Origin of the sequence: Mediterraneibacter sp. NSJ-151 (assembly GCF_022487435.1) — a bacterium.
GTDB classification, from domain to species: Bacteria; Bacillota; Clostridia; order Lachnospirales; family Lachnospiraceae; genus Schaedlerella; species Schaedlerella hominis.
Genome location: NZ_JAKVPP010000004.1, coordinates 90952 through 104849, shown reverse-complemented (window position 1 = coordinate 104849; position 13898 = coordinate 90952). Strand labels below are relative to the sequence as shown.

At 41.1% G+C, this 13898-nt stretch carries 19 protein-coding genes; 7 read left to right on the top strand and 12 right to left on the bottom strand.

Annotated features, from left to right (window positions below):
* Positions 1–120: 120 nt before the first annotated feature.
* From ligA to LQE94_RS05240, 4 genes are all read left to right on the top strand, one after another.
* The gene (gene ligA / locus LQE94_RS05255; protein WP_040015507.1) at positions 121–2115 is read left to right on the top strand and encodes an NAD-dependent DNA ligase LigA; all 1995 of its coding nucleotides are present in this window, start codon (positions 121–123) and stop codon (positions 2113–2115) included.
* A 77-nt stretch (positions 2116–2192) separates the two neighbouring features.
* On the top strand, positions 2193–2696 hold the full coding sequence (locus tag LQE94_RS05250; RefSeq protein WP_023921566.1) for an NADAR family protein: 504 nt from the start codon (positions 2193–2195) through the stop codon (positions 2694–2696).
* Between the two features lie 21 nt (positions 2697–2717).
* Positions 2718–3191 carry an LPD11 domain-containing protein gene (locus tag LQE94_RS05245; protein ID WP_005333427.1) on the top strand — a complete coding sequence of 158 codons (474 nt, stop codon included), beginning with the start codon at positions 2718–2720 and terminating at the stop codon, positions 3189–3191.
* An 89-nt stretch (positions 3192–3280) separates the two neighbouring features.
* On the top strand, positions 3281–4645 hold the full coding sequence (locus LQE94_RS05240; protein WP_005333425.1) for an ATP-binding protein: 1365 nt from the start codon (positions 3281–3283) through the stop codon (positions 4643–4645).
* A 63-nt stretch (positions 4646–4708) separates the two neighbouring features.
* On the opposite strand, the gene LQE94_RS05235 is transcribed toward LQE94_RS05240, so the two are convergent.
* The 6 genes from LQE94_RS05235 to LQE94_RS05210 form a co-directional block, all read right to left on the bottom strand.
* Positions 4709–5071: a type II toxin-antitoxin system HicB family antitoxin gene (locus LQE94_RS05235; RefSeq protein ID WP_005333424.1), complete on the bottom strand. Its 363-nt coding sequence runs from the start codon at positions 5069–5071 to the stop codon at positions 4709–4711.
* Positions 5055–5312, bottom strand: coding sequence for a type II toxin-antitoxin system HicA family toxin (locus LQE94_RS05230; RefSeq protein ID WP_005333422.1), 258 nt, complete (start codon positions 5310–5312; stop codon positions 5055–5057). The genes LQE94_RS05235 and LQE94_RS05230 overlap by 17 nt, the downstream gene beginning before the upstream one ends.
* A 2-nt stretch (positions 5313–5314) precedes the next feature.
* The gene (locus tag LQE94_RS05225; protein ID WP_005333420.1) at positions 5315–5671 is read right to left on the bottom strand and encodes a hypothetical protein; all 357 of its coding nucleotides are present in this window, start codon (positions 5669–5671) and stop codon (positions 5315–5317) included.
* Positions 5672–5680: 9 nt separating this feature from the next.
* Positions 5681–5902, bottom strand: a complete 222-nt coding sequence (locus LQE94_RS05220; protein ID WP_005333419.1) for a DUF5348 domain-containing protein — start codon at positions 5900–5902, stop codon at positions 5681–5683.
* A gap of 46 nt (positions 5903–5948) precedes the next feature.
* Entirely contained in the window at positions 5949–6608 is a 660-nt protein-coding gene (locus LQE94_RS05215; protein ID WP_040015506.1) for a recombinase family protein, read from the bottom strand.
* Positions 6609–6813: 205 nt separating this feature from the next.
* Positions 6814–7125, bottom strand: a complete 312-nt coding sequence (locus LQE94_RS05210) for a winged helix-turn-helix domain-containing protein (protein WP_023921561.1) — start codon at positions 7123–7125, stop codon at positions 6814–6816.
* Positions 7126–7378: 253 nt separating this feature from the next.
* Between LQE94_RS05210 and LQE94_RS16410 the strand changes: the two genes are divergently transcribed.
* Positions 7379–7720: a winged helix-turn-helix domain-containing protein gene (locus LQE94_RS16410; RefSeq protein ID WP_005333412.1), complete on the top strand. Its 342-nt coding sequence runs from the start codon at positions 7379–7381 to the stop codon at positions 7718–7720.
* A gap of 153 nt (positions 7721–7873) precedes the next feature.
* On the opposite strand, the gene LQE94_RS05200 is transcribed toward LQE94_RS16410, so the two are convergent.
* On the bottom strand, positions 7874–8398 hold the full coding sequence (locus LQE94_RS05200) for a PadR family transcriptional regulator (RefSeq protein ID WP_005333410.1): 525 nt from the start codon (positions 8396–8398) through the stop codon (positions 7874–7876).
* A 210-nt stretch (positions 8399–8608) separates the two neighbouring features.
* Here LQE94_RS05200 and LQE94_RS05195 point away from each other — a divergent pair, with 210 nt between their 5' ends.
* The gene (locus LQE94_RS05195; RefSeq protein WP_005333407.1) at positions 8609–9964 is read left to right on the top strand and encodes an MATE family efflux transporter; all 1356 of its coding nucleotides are present in this window, start codon (positions 8609–8611) and stop codon (positions 9962–9964) included.
* A 130-nt stretch (positions 9965–10094) separates the two neighbouring features.
* On the opposite strand, the gene LQE94_RS05190 is transcribed toward LQE94_RS05195, so the two are convergent.
* Entirely contained in the window at positions 10095–10283 is a 189-nt protein-coding gene (locus LQE94_RS05190; RefSeq protein WP_005333406.1) for a helix-turn-helix domain-containing protein, read from the bottom strand.
* Positions 10283–10723, bottom strand: a complete 441-nt coding sequence (locus tag LQE94_RS05185) for a sigma factor-like helix-turn-helix DNA-binding protein (protein ID WP_023921559.1) — start codon at positions 10721–10723, stop codon at positions 10283–10285. Before LQE94_RS05185 ends, LQE94_RS05190 begins: the two co-directional genes overlap by 1 nt.
* A gap of 413 nt (positions 10724–11136) precedes the next feature.
* Between LQE94_RS05185 and LQE94_RS05180 the strand changes: the two genes are divergently transcribed.
* Positions 11137–11466 (top strand): helix-turn-helix transcriptional regulator, encoded by a 330-nt coding sequence (locus LQE94_RS05180; RefSeq protein ID WP_005333402.1) that lies wholly within the window; start codon positions 11137–11139, stop codon positions 11464–11466.
* Between the two features lie 19 nt (positions 11467–11485).
* On the opposite strand, the gene LQE94_RS05175 is transcribed toward LQE94_RS05180, so the two are convergent.
* The 3 genes from LQE94_RS05175 to LQE94_RS05165 form a co-directional block, all read right to left on the bottom strand.
* Positions 11486–13342 carry a recombinase family protein gene (locus LQE94_RS05175; RefSeq protein ID WP_001820670.1) on the bottom strand — a complete coding sequence of 619 codons (1857 nt, stop codon included), beginning with the start codon at positions 13340–13342 and terminating at the stop codon, positions 11486–11488.
* 54 nt (positions 13343–13396) lie between these two features.
* The gene (locus LQE94_RS05170) at positions 13397–13588 is read right to left on the bottom strand and encodes a hypothetical protein (RefSeq protein ID WP_001820669.1); all 192 of its coding nucleotides are present in this window, start codon (positions 13586–13588) and stop codon (positions 13397–13399) included.
* 71 nt (positions 13589–13659) lie between these two features.
* Positions 13660–13890, bottom strand: a complete 231-nt coding sequence (locus tag LQE94_RS05165) for a YdbC family protein (protein ID WP_001206986.1) — start codon at positions 13888–13890, stop codon at positions 13660–13662.
* Positions 13891–13898 lie beyond the last annotated feature (8 nt).

Sequence of the window (13898 nt, the reverse complement as noted above, 5' to 3'; positions counted from 1 at the left end):
CATCTATTTTGAGAATGAACATAAGCGTCATTCTCTTTTTTTATGCCTGAACGCAGGGAAAGGAGGATTACGGAAACAAATGATTCCGGAACTGGCACGCCACAAAAGAAAGGAGACTCTATGTCAGTCAAAAGAATTAAGAATCTTGTAAAACAACTCAATGAATACCGTCATGCCTACTACAATCAGGATGCCCCTCTGGTATCTGATGCCGAGTATGACCGACTCTTTGACGAACTGAAGGAACTGGAGGAACAGACTGGTTTCATCCTGTCAAATTCTCCGACACAGACGGTTGGATATTATCCGGTCAGTGAACTTGCCAAAGTCACCCATCCGATTCCACTGCTCTCGCTTGAGAAAACAAAACTGATTTCAGAGCTTTTAGATTTCATGAAAGGACAGGAAGTTCTCTTTATGCTGAAACTGGACGGTTTGACTACCAAACTCATTTACGAAGATGGCAGACTGATTCAGGCTTCTACCCGTGGAGATGGTGAAGTGGGGGAAGATATTACACACAATATCCCGGCATTTTTAAATGTACCGCTTACCATTCCACACAAAGAACGTCTGGTCATTACCGGTGAGTCTTTTATACCAACCAATGATTTTGAACGTCTGAAAGATACTCTGCGTGATGGAAATGGAAAACCTTATAAAAACGGACGTAATTTTGCTTCCGGATCAGTACGAAGTCTTGATCCGAAGAACTGTATCGGACGTTGTGTTCGCTTTCTTCCGTTCAATGTATTAGAAGGAATGGAGGATGTTCCCTTCCCGGACAGCAGAGCCTGCAAATTAGAAGGTTTAACACACCTGGGCTTTGGTTACTGCCCGTTTTTCTCAATTTCAGGAACCGGACTTTCAAAAGAATATGCGGAGAAATTCATTCAGGAATTGGTATCCACAGCAGCAAATTTACATCTTCCTATCGATGGCATTGTCATGATTTTTGACAGTCTCAGCTACTCCAAAAGCTGCGGAAAAACCGGACACCACTATAAGGACGGCCTCGCCTATAAGTTTGAGGATGATACCTACGAAACTTTCTTGCGTGAAATTGAATGGACACCGACCAGATTCGGAGAGATTGCTCCGGTCGGCATCTTCGATACCGTGGAGATTGACGGCTGTGATGTTTCCAGAGCTTCCCTTCATAATCTGACCTTTATCAAAAATCTGGAGCTTGTACCCGGATGCCGGATTCTTGTTTCCAAACGAAACATGATCATCCCACATATAGAGGATAATCTGGATCGTGGAAGGTATACCGACATCACGCCTCCGGTCTGCCCTTGCTGTGGTTCCAAAACCAGAACCTACAGCCGTAAGACCAGCGACGGTCGCACCGTAGAAACTCTGCATTGTGATAATCCGCAGTGCGACAGCCAGATCACAAGAAGGTTTGTCCATTTTGCCAGCAAGAAGGCAATGAACATCGAAGGACTGTCAGAAGCCACTTTAGAAAAATTCCTGAATCTGGGCTATCTGCACTCTTTTCAGGACATCTATCATCTGGAGGAACACCGGGAAGATATTGTGGCACTGGACGGATATGGTGAGAAATCTTTCGACCGCTTGTGGGAATCCATCAACGCCAGCCGGAGGACCAGCTTTGTCCGCTATCTGGTTTCCATGGATATTCCTATGATCGGCAGAACCAAAAGCCGGATTCTGGACACCGTATTTTCCGGAAATTTAACTGCATTTGAACAGGCGGCTGTCGGAGATTACGACTTCACTCAGTTAGAGGATTTTGGCGAAATCTTAAATCACAACATCCATTCCTGGTTTGCAGATGAAGCAAATCTTGATTTATGGAAAAACTTACAGAACGAATTCACATTTGAACAAAGAAAGGAAGAGACCATTATGACAAAAGAAAACAAATTTACAGGATGTACCATCGTAGCAACAGGGAAACTGGAGCATTTTACCAGAGACGGTATCAACGATAAGATTCTGGAGCTTGGTGCCAAACCTGGCAGCTCTGTAACAAAGAAAACCGATTACCTAATCTGCGGGGAAAAAGCCGGCAGCAAACTGGCAAAAGCCCAGAGCCTTGGTATTCCAATTCTTACAGAAGCTGAATTTTTGGAGATGATTGCATAACCATCTCTGCAATAGATGAGAATTATTTTGAGGTGTGGCTGAAAGGCCGCACCTCTTTTACAAAGGAGGAATTTATAATGAATCAAACAAATACAAGCAAGCGCATACCTACACAGATCAATGAATTTCGGGGAGATTATGCTTTTCTAAGCAATTTCTATCCGGCACCGGTCTCTTACATGGGACAAACCTATGCAAATAATGAAGCTGCTTTTCAAGCGCAGAAAACACTCTCTGCGAGAGAGCAACGCAAATTCTGTATTTTTCGGATGCATAATCCTTCTGATGCAAAGAAACTCGGCAGAGATCTTACATTACGCCCGGACTGGGAAAAAGTGAAAGTCCGGCTCATGTATGAAATCTGCATGTGCAAATTCATGCAGAACCCGGAACTCCGGGATAAACTTCTTGCAACCGGAGAGTCCACACTTATTGAAGGAAACAACTGGGGTGACTATTTCTGGGGCAAAGTCAATAACTGCGGAGAAAACCAGTTAGGAATCATCCTGATGGATGTACGTGCGAAGCTGCAGTGGAATGCAGAAACAGCGCCCAATAATATACCTCAATGTCTGCAATAAAGGAAAGGATGGTCTAATAGAATGAATGAAAATGCAAAAACAAAATTAGTGCTTGAGTATACTGGCATGGATGATTTTTCCTGTCCGGTATATAAGGACCAATTCGGAAAGTTGTGGAAGGATATTGACCTTGGCAAAGAGCCTGAACCGAATCTTTATTCTTTATCTTTTAACCATATTGATGGAGAACCTTCCCATCCCATACAGCAGGAGTACACATTTCATCCGGCTCCGTATCAAAGAAGTTCCTATGAATTCGAGTACCGGATGTTAAGTAAATTACAGTCTGACTGTGAATACTATCTGGGCTACGGAAATCGCAGTCCGTCTATCCTATGCAATCATAGCGTTCAAAACCATATTGCCCGTATGAAAGAATTATGGAATGGTTTTCCCACAGATCAGAAACCGGAATGGCTGACCTGGGAACAGCTTCTTCAGTACGAAAAAGTAATGACAGAAACCGGAATACCCGTGAAGAACTGCTCAGACTAGACAATTCATCATTTATCAGAAATTACCCTCTATATTATCCATTCATATTTTGATATAATAGGAACAGTTGAAAGAAAGGAGCATTTCCCATGTATCTGAAAAGAAAAGTTTACGATCAGCTTCTGGATTGGAAAAACGATACCGTCCACAGCACCTTGGAAGTGAATGGTGCCAGACAGGTCGGAAAAACATATATTATCAATAAATTTGCGGATGAGAACTTCAGGCACAAGATCTACATTAACCTGTTTGATTTGTCCGGCAAACAATTTATGGAATGTTACAAAAAAGCCACAGACTGGACTCCCGGTACAAAACGACCGGAGCAGCCGCTTCACGATGCTTTTAAACTCTTCGATCCGGATTTTGAAGATACCAACGATACAGTCATCATTATTGATGAAATTCAGGAATCCTCAGAGATATTCAACCGTATCCGAGAATTTACCCGCTATTTTCAAGCGCATTTCATTGTAACTGGAAGTTATCTGGGACGTGTACTGGAACCGGAATTCAAATTCTCCAGTGGAGATATTACCAGTATCCGTATTTATACCCTTTCCTTTAAAGAGTTTTTGGAAGCATTGGATGACCAGCTTTTTCAGAAGTATCTATCACTTCCACTGGATCATGCAGATGACACCGTACCGGAACTATATGACGAATTAAAGAATGTTTACGACATCTATAGACAGATTGGCGGCTATCCAAAGGTTGTGGAAACATACCTTAACACAAAAGACGTGGAAGCAGCTCAAAAAGAGCTTGTTAGAATCATCCGCATTTTCTTAAACGAATCTATGCGGTACTTTGATGACATCACAGATATTAGTGTTTTTACCAACATCTTTTTAAGCATCTGCCGTATTCTGCTTCGTGAAAAGAAAGGATTAGATGAGGACAGTATAAGTGAAGAACTGCAAAAGCTCGTTACAAAGAATTACTCCAGTAATCTTTCTAAAGCAACCTGCTATCGTGCTATCAACTGGCTTTACCATTCTGGAATCATCGGTTTCTGTGGCAAAATCACAGAACTGGACATCTTGAATTTCAAACCGGGAAGCCGCTGCTTCTTCATGGATCTTGGAGTTGCATATTATTATCTCTCCAGAACTGGTGCTACTGTATCAACTATGGATGGCTCATTGAACGAAAACTATGTTTACATTAACTTGTCCAAACGCCAGGAATTCCCGGAAGAAATTATCTTTGAGACACCGGCTTTTGCTACTTATAAAGGTGGTGAAATTGATTTTGTAGCTCAGACATTGAAAACTCACATCCGCTATCTGATTGAAGTTAAAGCCGGTAAGGGAACTGCATCTACTGCCTTGAAGGCATTGGAACAGGGGAAGGCCAATAAACTACTATATCTGAAAGGTGATACCAAAGGCGGAACCGTTGGAAACGTACAAACACTTCCTATCTATCTGCTAGAACAATATCATTTTTAATCAAAGAAAGAATACTTCGAGCCGCCCATCCGGACGGCTCTTTTCATCTATATTCTTGTATATTTATTTTACTAACAGCGCATCATTCTTTGAAAGAAGATATATACAGTATTGATTCATACTGATGCCTTCTTTTTTTGAGTGTTCCGCCAGATCCCGGTGTAAGCTGCGTGGCATCCTTATTTTAAACTGTCCCGAATACTCTTCCAGGCTTCCCGGTTCGTGAATCTCAATCCCTTCTTCCAGTGCAGCTTCTAACCATGCTTTTTTTGCATCCGCTGCATTTTCAACTGCCCTTTCTATCGTCTCTCCACAGGTGATGCATCCCGGCAGTTCCGGATAAGAAACCACAAATCCACCTTCATCCTTATCTTCCACAATTTCCATGCGATAGGACATTGCCAAATAATCATTCAGTGTCTTCATCGTTTTTCGCCTCACTTTCTACAATCTGCTTTACCATTTCAACATAAATTTTCTTGATTGGTTCGTGTTTCGGTATTGTTATCGGCTGGCATCCCGCTTTACGGAATGTATAATGGCTGCTCCCACTTCTCGGAGCATTTATCTCATATCCATAACTTTCTAATACTTTTCTTAGTTCATCAAAACGAAGGTCTTTCGATAATGAGCAAATTCTTGTCAATAGTTTATCCCATTTCGACATCTTTAATGCCTCCTATCTATAGTATATGTGGTGTCATATGTGGTGTCAATCTGTTTTTCATCTTTCTTGGTCAAATAAGGCTGCAGCTCTTTCTTAGCAGCCGTCACAAATTCTTCTTTTCTCGAACTTACCATATAAATCTTCCAGAGCATCAGATTCAGCTTTTCCGCATCCACTGCTTTGCATTTCTTTTTAATCATGCGGATAAACGGATAGATTACCGTATCCGATAACTTGTTCCCAGCAATCAACATCGTTCCATCCGTTCCATATACCTCATACAGACATTCCAAAATACTCCCCAAATCTGTCACCAATCGGAATGCCGGCTTTTCATATTTCTTTTTAGCTTCCATCATATGCTCCTCCTACATTCGAACCGTCAGTCCACTGAGACTCGTCTTAGGAAGCCCTACCAGATACCAGTCTTCATCCATTTCAATCCGAACCGGAATCCATGCATCCTTTACCTTCACATCAAAACATTCTCCGCAATGAAGACCTCCATAATAAGATTCAATCCCAAACCGGATATCAAATCTTCCCATTGATGGATCATAAATTAAAGTACCTATTCTCTTTTCACTCATATTTCTTTCCTCCTGAAATTCTTTGGTCTATATAAGTAATAGGACTTTAATTTGCAGAATTTGAAAGTTCCGGGTATTTTTCATAAAAAGTTTTTCGATAGCGATAAAAAGTTGAGTGCGTCATTCCCAAATTTTTACGAAGCTGTGTAGGTGTCGTTTCTCCAGAAACTACGCTTTGAAAGTTCTCATCAAAAGTTTCCTGCTTCATCACACTTGGTCTTCCATAATCATCCCATTCGCCCCGCAATTTCTTCGCTTCTATCCCTTCCCGCTGTCGCTTCTCCTTTTTCTCCAGCTCTGCCTGCGCCATAGAAGCATAAAGCTCCAGCATCATGTTATTGATTGTTTCCAGCATCATCCTTGCCATCGCATTATCCATCACAGATAAATCCATAAGCGTAGTCGGCAGTTCCAGAACCATAAGCCGCACTCCCATGTTCTTAATCCGCTGGATCTGTTGCATGGTGTCATACTTGTTTCTTCCCAGTCTGTCCAATTCTGTAACAATCAAAATATCTCCCGGCCGCAGGACATCCTCCACTAAAACGGTATATCTCGGACGATTAAAATTCTTCCCTGTCTCCTGATCCGTAAAAATATTCGTAAGTGCCATCTCATGCTCGTTACAGTACCGCTCAATTTCCTGTATGCCACGGTCAAGATGCTGCTCCTTTGTACTGGTACGGTGATATCCATATATCTGCATCCACATTTCTCCTTTCCATGTCCCAAAATATCCACACTTTTATTGGTATATTTCAAAACTGTGTGTGTAACCTTTTTGAAATATAATCCCTCTTTCCGGAACGTACTTCTAAAATGTATACATTTTGGGATATGTTTCTTTTCTATTTCTGTACGTACCAGAGCCGAAAAGTGCAACAAATATGACAAAAAACTCCCAGAGGATGTTACTCCCCTGAGAGTGGTTGAAACTTATAGCCCACACCTCGGACGGTGCGGATGTAATTCCAGTTCCGTGAATCTACTTTTAACTTTTTACGAAGCTGGCTAATGCAGCACATAACCGCATTAGCACAGTCAATCGGTTCTTCCTTCCAGACATTACGATAAATCTCCTCGTGAGAGAATACCCAGCCAGGATGTTCTGTTAGATATTTTAGTACCGTAAATTCTTTCAGACTCAATTCAATCTTTTGATCATTCATAAAAACAGTATGACAGCGAATATCTATCTGTAGGTTTTTGTCTTTGTAATGCAATTTACTTTCCTCCTAATCTGTTTCACCTTATCACAGCTAATCTAAAATGCTATTATTAGGCTGCCAAAACTCAAATTCAAAACCAGAGCAATGCTTTACCTGCAAATAGTCTGGTAATAGACCAGTAGAATCGCAATAGCTGCAAGAGCCAGAAACGGCAAACACATAATTACCGGGGCAGAGTGAAGTGATAAATAAGAACCACTGATTTTTTAGCATTTCAGCCGGATATACAAGCCATCCCCATAGATTGGTGACCGTTACTGTTAAAATTACAGCACTGCCTATATATGTGGCAGCTCCTTTCCGGGTAAAGTTAAAGTCGCAGACCTTTACGACCTACGGCTTAATAGTACGAAAAGACATTAACTTTTCTGTAAAAGAATTTGATGTACTTTATATGCTATATTCTAATCCAGGGATGGCTTTTACTAAACAACAGATTTATGAAGCAGTTTGGCATGAAAAAGCAAATGGTTATTTCCACGCCGTGGAAAACACTATTTTTCAAATACGCAAGAAGATAAAAAAGTATTCCAGCGACAAGAATTACATAAAAACAGTAGTTGGATATGGGTATAAATTTGAAGTTTAATCTGCAGGATATAAGGAGCACCGGGTTTGAGGGAGATTCCCCACTAAGAAAATTTCTATGTTCTGGCTACAAAGCCGGAACATAGGTCGGCATCCATCCCTGTTTCTTCCCAATCCTGCAGACCTAATAAGAAATCAGCTAGTGACTTCTTCATCAAAAGTCTTTTTTTAGAGAAATAATCCATTTTTCAATAGCATCCGCCAAAACTATCTGCTGTTGCAATACTGCCATACCAGTCTTAGGGATTTCCGGATCATTCTCTTTCTCTCGAAGATTTTCCTCCAGATAAGTTTTTAATATTTCAATATTTTCCTCAATACTGGCAATACATGATTGTTGACTTTCAGGCGGTAACTTATCCAAATTTACAATTACTGCATTAAAATCTAAAAAAAAGTGAATGGGTTTAGAGGCTGTTTCCATCATAAGCTTTACAAATTCTTTTTCGCCTTCATCTGTTAATGAATAAACTGCTTTTTCAGGCATCTTACCTTCTTTCACAATTTCTCCTTTAATGAAGCCTTTTTCCTCCAACTGAATTGCTTTTTTGTAAATGGATGGTGTACTGATTTTTACCCATTTTGATATATTACGATATTCCACTAATTTTTGAATATCATAGGCTCCCATCGGTTCCTTTTTCAATATTCCTAACACAATTAAATCTATTGTAGCCATAGTTCACCCACTTTCTATATCCACGAAAGCTATAAAATACTTACGGTTATATATACTGTAATTTATAGTATTTGATTTTATACCTCTTGTCAAGGAAATTGCAGGATACACGCTTGACAACTACTATAAATTATAGTAGTATTCTCTCACGTAGTATACTATAATTTATACTACTATAATTTATATTCTTAATTGAAAGGAGTATTTGAAATGAACAAGAATAACAACAAAATGGATTTATTAGGAAATGCACCTGTTCCCCAAGCACTAATGGCTCTTGGTATACCGATAATGATTGGTATGCTTATTAACGCTCTCTACAATTTGGTGGATGCTTATTTCATAGGAGGACTTGGCGAGAGTCAAATGGGTGCAATTTCCATTGCGTTTCCTTTAGGACAAGTAGTTGTTGGTTTAGGTCTGATGTTTGGCAATGGTGCCGCCTCCTACTTATCAAGACTTTTAGGGCGAGGAGATAGGGAAGCTGCAAGTAAAGTCGCCAGTACTGCATTATACAGCAGTGTTTGTATTGGCGCAGTTATTATTATCGGAACTGCAATTTTTTTGAAACCTATTTTAACCATGTTAGGTGCAACAGACACGATTATGCCATACGCCCTTTCTTATGGAAGAATCTATGTTATTTCATGTATTTTCAATGTATTTAATGTAACGATGAACAATATCGTTGCAAGTGAAGGCGCCGCAAAAACAACTATGTGTGCATTATTATTAGGAGCTGTATTGAATATTGGTTTAGATCCTATTTTCATCTATACTCTCGACATGGGGGTTGCTGGTGCGGCAATCGCTACAGCAATTTCTCAAATGGCTTCTACTCTTGTATATTTAATTTATGCATTACAGAAAAAAAGCGCTTTTACATTTTCCATTAAGGAATTTTGTCCTTCTAAGCAGATCATAACTGAAATTCTGAAAATCGGTATACCCACATTGACTTTCCAGCTTCTTACAAGCCTTTCTATCGCATTCATAAACCGGGAAGCTAATATCTATGGAGATGCTGTTATCGCCGGAATGGGCGCTGTTACAAGAATCACTTCAATGGGAACTCTGGTTGTGTTCGGCTTCTTAAAAGGTTTCCAACCAATTGCCGGCTTTAGCTATGGTGCCAAAAAGTTTGATCGGCTCAGGGAAGCAATTAAAACTTCTATCTTATGGTCAACAATATTTTGTGTAGTTGTGGGATTGACAATAGCCCTATTTTCCACACAGATTATTTCGCAATTTACAGAAGGCAATACAGAGATGATTTCTGTAGGTCAAAAATCGCTAATGGCAAATGGATTTTCCTTCTTCGTATTTGGATTTTACACAGTGTATTCTTCTCTGTTTCTTGCACTTGGAAAAGGCACCGCCGGATTCGTTCTTGGGGCTTGCCGACAAGGTATTTGCTTTGTTCCGATCATTCTGTTGCTCCCATCATTCTGGGGCATAAATGGAATACTATATGCACAACCGATTGCCGATGTAATTTCTGCTATTGTTACTGTGTTTATGGCTCTACATCTTCATAAAGAACTGGCAACAACAAAAGAGCATTAAAGCATCAGGCAACATAATAGATCAACACCGTCTGCCGCTTCGAACTGAGGCAATATCACCCTTCAAAAAACAATCACTCCCAGAGGATGTTACTCCCCTGAGAGTGATTGCAGCCTTTGTTTAAGATAACTTACTCAATTATCTGGAATCTCTGGATACACTGAAGCAATGTACTTACCAGTTCCTGATACAGATCTTCATCAAATCTGCCATTCACAATCGCATTCTTAATTAAAAGCGGCTTATATATCTCTAAAATCTTCAGTACCGCATCTGCATTTCCTTCTTTTGCCTTTAAAAGTAATCGTTCAAAATTCATTAGTTTTCACCTCCCATCACCTTGCGGATCTTCCGGATTGCATAATAATAAATACCCTTGCATCGCTCCTCTGATAACCCGTTTAGCCTGCTCATTTCCTCAAAAGTACGTTCTTCAAACACATGCTGGTAAATCAGCTTCCGTTCTTCATCCCGCAGCGTATGAAGCGCTTTCATCAGTCTTTCATCTGACATCTTATTCCATTCTGGATATTTCCCCTGTGCCTCCTGCAATAAAAGCTGCTCCCTCGTTTGGTTCTCCAGCAATTCTTCGATTACAATTCTTGCCTCCATCTGTCCAATATCCTCCAACAGTTCTTCTGCATCAGCCATCTGGATTTTCTTCTCCAGATAATCATGTCGTTTTCCACGGACAAACTGTATCAGATATGCTGTAAAGTGATTTTGTATCTTTGATCCTGTATATGTTTTTTTGTTCATTTGTTTTATCCTCCGAAATTTTTTATCACGTTCCAAAAAATTCCGAGGATGGCGGTGAGCGGCAACAAAACGTGACACTGCCTTCATTTTTTCGAAAAAAAGAAAGGCTGGACCACTCTATTCGTAGTCCAGCCGATACTTCTCTTTCTATGTAATTGTGTAGGATATGCGATGATAGTATCTCATATACTGCATATTCTAACTTCTCTCCGACACATTGTATGGATAAGATTTTTTTAACAGATTCAGTTCCTCTTTGGCTTTTATCTTATGCTGTCCATTCATGTCTGTCGTACTTACTTCCATGTTTCTCTATTTGTGCATGTGTTATCCTGCTTATCATAACGCACTTTAACGCATTTCGTATAGTGTTAATCTACGATAAAATATATGCATTAAGTGAGGTGATATAGATGGTGAAAAAATTATTGGGAGATGCAGTCAGGGAAGAACGTCTCCGCCGCAATCTTTCGCAAAACAGCCTTGCGGAACAGGCAAAGATTTCTTTACGGACTGTCTCTGATATTGAAAACTATATTGGCAATCCACAGTTGGAAACACTTTATGCCTTGGCAACTTACTTACATATTTCCATAGATGCTATATTTTCTAACCAGAAAACGAACCCGGATTCTACCATGCAGCAAATCATGGCAGAACTAAATTCCTGCCCGGAGGAGCAGAAACAGCTTGCCCTTTCTACACTGCGTGGACTTCTGGATGGATTCAAGAACCTAAGTTAAGGCTCTCCCGTATCCTTCATCAGTCGGTCATTTTTTGCGGACAGTTCATACATGCTATCCTTTTCTGTTCTCTGCTCCTGCGTTTGCTCTCGTTTGATTTCTCCCTCCGTATCTTCTTGGCACAAGCAGGACAATACCTTGATGCACCAGAGCCCGGGACATATTCAACGCCGCACACCGTACAATTTTTAGCGGGCATTGCTGCCCACCGTTTTGTAGGTATGATATGTAATTCATCGACAAAGCCGATGAATTTATAGTAAATCTTGATTTCCTGCTTCACTGTTCCGTCTGCCATCTTCTCACGCTCCGAAACAAGTATCTTGTCTATGAGTGCGTTTATAACTGTTGCATCCAGTTCTTTTAAGCCTTGATAATTTCGGATAAGGGCGAGGAAGTCACGGATTCCCCGTGATTTCTCGTAGCTTTCATTAAGAGTTTCCGTCACCTCTTTCAGCCTTGCTTCAATTTCAAGCTGCTCTTTCTGGTATTTCCCCGACATCATCTCAAAATTCCGCTCGGTAATACGCTCCATGACCTTATCCTCGTAGAGAGAGGAAAACAGCCTGTCCAGTTCCGCAAGGCGTTTGTTCAGCTTCTTACGTTCTTTCTCTAATGCTTTCGCCCTGCTCTGGTCTGTTTCCGTGAGCCGCTTTTCTATGGCCCTGACCGCCTTTTCATCATTCACTGCCATATCCGCAAAACAGTTGATGTCGGCAAGAACGGCATTGAATAAATCCCTTGCTTCTATATTGTGGGCACTACACTCGCTTCTTCCGTTTCTTGCATAATTATTACATGAATACTGTACACAGTCGATAATCTCTGGGCGTTTCCTCCTGTGTACGTTCATTGCCCGCAGAGCACATCCGCAGTCCACACACTTGATAACGCCTGCAAAAATATTTACAAATCCTCCCTTGTTCTGTGGAAGCCTACGACTTGTAATAAGCTGTTGGACAATATCAAATTCCTCCTGCGTGACTATTCCCTCATGGGTATTGGGTATCACTTCCCATTCTTCGGGCAGCTTAGAGGGGCGTTTCTTGCTTTTCATATTGGCGGCAATCCGTTTGTAGCCTACAAGATTTCCCGCATATATCGGGCTTCTTAAAATGCTCCTCACGCTGTTCCCACTCCAAATATAGCGTTTGTCCTCGTTCCCCTCAAAATGACGTTCAAAGCCTGTTTCGCCACGCTCCGCCGCATAAGCGGCAGGGCGTAGGATATGCTGTTTATTAAGATGTCTGCAAATTTTGGCAACTCCATTCCCTTTTAATGCAAGGTCGAATATCTCTTTTACAACATGTGCCACTTTATCATCTATCAGCAGATGGTTGTGGTCGGCAGGGTCTTTGATATAGCCATAAGGGGCGGTAGTTCCCATGAATTTCCCCTGTTGAAACCTCGCCCGATATGCCGATTTTATCTTAACAGATATGTCAGCGGCATACATTTCGTTTAAAATGTTGCGGAAAGGCGTGATGTCCATAGCAGATTTATTCAAGGTATCTACGCCGTCATTGACCGCTATATACCTCACGTTATGCTCTGGGAAGAAAACTTCCAGATATAACCCACAATCAAGATAGTTTCTCCCCAGACGGGATAAATCTTTCGTAATCACGCAGTTTATCAGACCGCTTTCAATGTCTTTTATCATATTCTGGAAACTTGGTCTTTGGAAATTTGTACCAGAATAACCATCGTCCACATACGTTTTTGCTATGTGCCATCCCTGCTTTTTCACATAATCCGTGAGGATGGATTTCTGTGTCGCAATGCTCGCACTCTCGTTATCCGTACCATCGTCTTTAGATAAGCGGCAATAAATGCCGACTAAATAGATTTTCTTTTCTTCTTTGATTCCTGCCATACTGTAAAACCTCCGTATCTGTCCTATCTGTTTTCATGTCCCATTGCGTACATTCTAAGCGGACAGCCCCTCATTGTCGAAGGTGTCGCCCTCGGCAATCTTCTTCCGAATATCCTCGGAGATAATCGGGACAAACGCTTCTGTAACGGTCTGTGTGCCGACATATTCACGGCTGATTATCATCTGCACTGGTGCTTTTGGCACGATACGCTTTCTCTTTTTATCTGCTTTCTTATCCTCGCCCATACTTAAATCTTCCTTTCCAGACAGGGCAGGGAAGAGTTTGGAAATGTCCCCGCCCTGCCAATCAGATACCATTAATCCTCGCTGTTTAATTCTTTCTGTAATGCTTTAAGGAGTGCCGCCGCTTCATCAGCGTTCAGCGTGATTCCCTTGCCGCACTTTTCACGGTTCGGGGAAAAGCTGCGGATGTCATACTTCGGCTCTTTCCCATTCCATGAAATGAGATTGATTTCCTTTGTGTAGCCACTGTCGCCCGTAGACAATACTGCGATTTCCTTTACGATTTCATACTGGATTTCTCTCATTCTCCATA